The 3,262-nt window shown below is 41.0% G+C and carries 3 protein-coding genes and 1 pseudogene; 3 read left to right on the forward strand and 1 reads right to left on the reverse strand.

What is annotated here, in order from left to right; all coding sequences use genetic code 11:
- Positions 1 to 241: 241 nt before the first annotated feature.
- The 3 genes from ACM0OX_RS35340 to ACM0OX_RS35350 all read left to right on the forward strand — a co-directional run bounded on the left by ACM0OX_RS35340 (position 242) and on the right by ACM0OX_RS35350 (position 2,709).
- Positions 242 to 1,840 (forward strand): B12-binding domain-containing radical SAM protein, encoded by a 1,599-nt coding sequence (locus ACM0OX_RS35340; protein WP_414519836.1) that lies wholly within the window; start codon positions 242 to 244, stop codon positions 1,838 to 1,840.
- A 104-nt stretch (positions 1,841 to 1,944) separates the two neighbouring features.
- A complete protein-coding gene (locus tag ACM0OX_RS35345) occupies positions 1,945 to 2,292 on the forward strand; it encodes a hypothetical protein (RefSeq protein ID WP_414519838.1) in 348 nt (115 codons plus the stop codon).
- An 84-nt stretch (positions 2,293 to 2,376) separates the two neighbouring features.
- On the forward strand, positions 2,377 to 2,709 hold the full coding sequence (locus ACM0OX_RS35350) for a hypothetical protein (RefSeq protein WP_414519839.1): 333 nt from the start codon (positions 2,377 to 2,379) through the stop codon (positions 2,707 to 2,709).
- A 12-nt stretch (positions 2,710 to 2,721) separates the two neighbouring features.
- Here the strand turns inward: ACM0OX_RS35350 and ACM0OX_RS35355 are convergent.
- Positions 2,722 to 3,262 (reverse strand): annotated as a pseudogene (locus tag ACM0OX_RS35355) (2-isopropylmalate synthase); the annotation flags it as partial.

Here is a 3,262-nt window from a genome sequence, read left to right on the forward strand (position 1 = left end):
CGGTTTTGAAGACCAACGGGGTTGGTGACAACCTCGTTGAGTTTACTAGGCTTAGACAATAGTCAACCAGTCTAATTCGTAAGTTTGAGATATTCTCACTACACTGCTCGCAGTTAGCAGTGAGAGTTGTCACTTGAGGTAAAAATATCAATGGTAAGATAAAACAACTTTAATAAAAAGTCAATAACTCTTTATTTTCGTTAGAGTGGGATAATAATCAAAGTGTGAGGATTGATACTACATGCGAATCTTGTTAGTGTATCCAATATTTCCCAAAACCTTTTGGTCTTATGAAAAAATCTTGGAGTTAGTCGATCGCAAGGTTTTATTACCACCTCTGGGTTTAGTAACAGTAGCCGCGATTTTGCCCCAAGAATGGGAATTCAAGCTGGTCGATCGCAACATCCGCCCCGCAACAGAAGCAGAATGGGCATGGGCAGATATAGTAATTCTCTCTGCGATGATTGTCCAGAAACAAGATTTACTTGACCAAATCCAGGAAGCAAAAAAACGTGGTAAGTTAGTCGCAGTTGGCGGCCCCTACCCCACCTCTGTACCTCACGAAGTTGAAAATGTTGGCGCAGATTTTCTGATTCTGGATGAAGGCGAAATCACGCTGCCCATGTTTATTGAGGCAGTAAAAAGGGGAGACACATCTGGCACTTTTCGCGCCACAGAAAAACCTGATGTCACTAGCACACCAATACCCCGCTTTGATTTATTAGAATTGAACGCTTATGACATGATGTCGGTACAGTTTTCGCGTGGGTGTCCCTTCCAATGCGAATTTTGCGACATTATTGTTCTCTACGGGCGCAAACCGCGCACCAAAACCCCTGCCCAACTTTTAGCAGAGTTAGATTACCTCTATGAATTGGGTTGGCGGCGGGGTGTATTCATGGTGGATGACAACTTTATTGGCAACAAGCGAAATGTGAAATTGTTGCTGAAAGAGTTAAAAGTCTGGATGGCAGAACACAAATATCCCTTCCGATTTGACACTGAAGCTTCAATTGACTTGGCACAAGATGCAGAAATGTTGGAGTTGATGGTTGAGTGTGGTTTCTCGGCGGTGTTTTTGGGAATCGAAACGCCGGATGAGGATAGTTTGCAAATGACCAAGAAGTTTCAAAATACTCGCAGTTCTCTAACTGAGGCAGTGGAAACCATCATCAAAGCGGGATTGCGCCCAATGGCTGGGTTTATTATCGGCTTTGATGGCGAAAAAGCAGGTGCAGGCGATCGCATTGTCCGCTTTGCTGAACAAGCAGCAATTCCCTCAACGACTTTTGCCATGTTACAAGCGTTACCTAACACTGCGCTTTGGCATCGCCTGAAAAAGGAAGGAAGATTACGGGAAAATCAAGATGGCAACATCAACCAAACAACATTGATGAACTTCCTGCCCACTCGTCCCCTGGAAGAACTTGCCAGAGAATATATTGAAGCGTTCTGTACTTTATACGACCCAATACAGTACTTAGATCGCACCTATCGCTGTTTCTTGATGATGGGTTTGCCGAGTTGGAAAGCCCCAGCAAAAATGCCAGAGTGGATAGTTATAAAAGCGTTGCTGATTGTGATTTGGCGACAAGGAATCAAACGGGAAACCCGCTGGAAATTCTGGCATCATTTGTTCAGCATTCTCAAGCGTAACCCTGGAGTTATTGAACATTACATCGCTGCTTGTGCCCATAACGAGCATTTTCTAGAGTATCGCCAAATTGTGCGCGATCAAATTGAAAGTCAGCTAACTGAATATTTAGCACAAGGTGCAGAAACGCCTTACGTGCTAGTGAAGGAAAAAGTAGAGGAAAAAGCTGAAGCGGTAGTCAGTTAAGTGTGGTAACGGTTAATAGGTAAGAGTTAAAAAATTACTTATTACCCGTTACTAAAACCAGTATGCTATTCAAAATATGATAGTCCTAACTCGACACTCACTGAATGGCAAAAACACCAATTGCTCTCTATCGGCAAGGTAATGCTAATTCTCCTAGAATGGAGAATGTTAGACCTGACAAGGATATTGCCAGCTATAATAAAGATGGTCAAGTCTGGGTCGTGACTACTTTACCAGATGGGACATCGCCGGGAGGAGTATCTACATTTACCACTCAAGGATATGGTAAAAACTGGTGGAAACTAGAGTCTAATACTGAAATTCCAGAGCAAATAGAATTGATCAATGACCACCATAACCACTGGTTATGGAAACCTTCTAGAGCGATGTTGATAGACGAATACAAAGCAGCCTTGAAATTGGTAGGTGAATTATTCTATAAAGTAAGTTAATGTTGACAATATTAAAGAATTTTTTATTTTTAATTTAACTGAGGTTTTGGTGTCCAGATCGCTATTGTATCTAGGAAAATTAAAATGAATCTGTCGTTTAAAGACATAAAGTTTATTATTGAAGCCATTGATAGCCTGATTGAGAAATACCAAGAGCGACTCAATGAAATCGAAGATACCAATGAAGATGAGGCTTCCGATCTTGGTAATGATACTATGTTTTTAGAGTCACTTCGTAGAAAACTAGCGAATAGCTTGAATAACAGTACTAATACCAATGTCTTGGTAGATAATGAAGTTGTCCAACCATCATTGAATGCTATAAGACAAGCTTCAAGAGGAGCAAAGGCAGTAGATCCAGGTAATGAAGTTGTCCAACCATCATTGAATGCTATGCCAGAAAAGCCGCGATCATAGTAAAGAGGAATATCAATAATACTCTCCTATCCCAGTTATTTGAAAAATTAACTCTGCTGCTTTACTCATCAAGGAAGTGTCAATATCAAGTTGATAATTCCCCTGTTTTAAAACCTCTATCACAACTTTACTGAAATCTGCGTTACCTTTCCTCGCACCCAAACCATTAATTGCACATTCAATTTGCCTCACGCCACAACTTAAAGCAATGAGTGAATTATCTACCGCCATACCCAAATCATCATGACAGTGTACTGAAACTACAACTTCGTTAATATTGGGTACTCGATTAAAAATCATTTGCAAAAGTTGCGAAAACTCTTCTGGCGATGCCAAACCTAAGCTATCAGGAATACTAACAGTCGTAGCACCACTCTTGATTGCAGTTTCAATTGATTTACACAAAAAATCTGGCTCACTTCTGGGAGCATCAAAAGCACTCCACTCTACATCATCACAGTAATTGCGTGCTACAGAAACACTCTCTTTGATTGTTGCTATAGCGATTATCAGTCTTCTGAAGTACAGTAGCAGCAGTGAGTAAACCAACCCA

It is taken from the genome of Nostoc sp. PCC 9305 (genome assembly GCF_963920915.1).
GTDB lineage: Bacteria > Cyanobacteriota > Cyanobacteriia > Cyanobacteriales > Nostocaceae > Nostoc.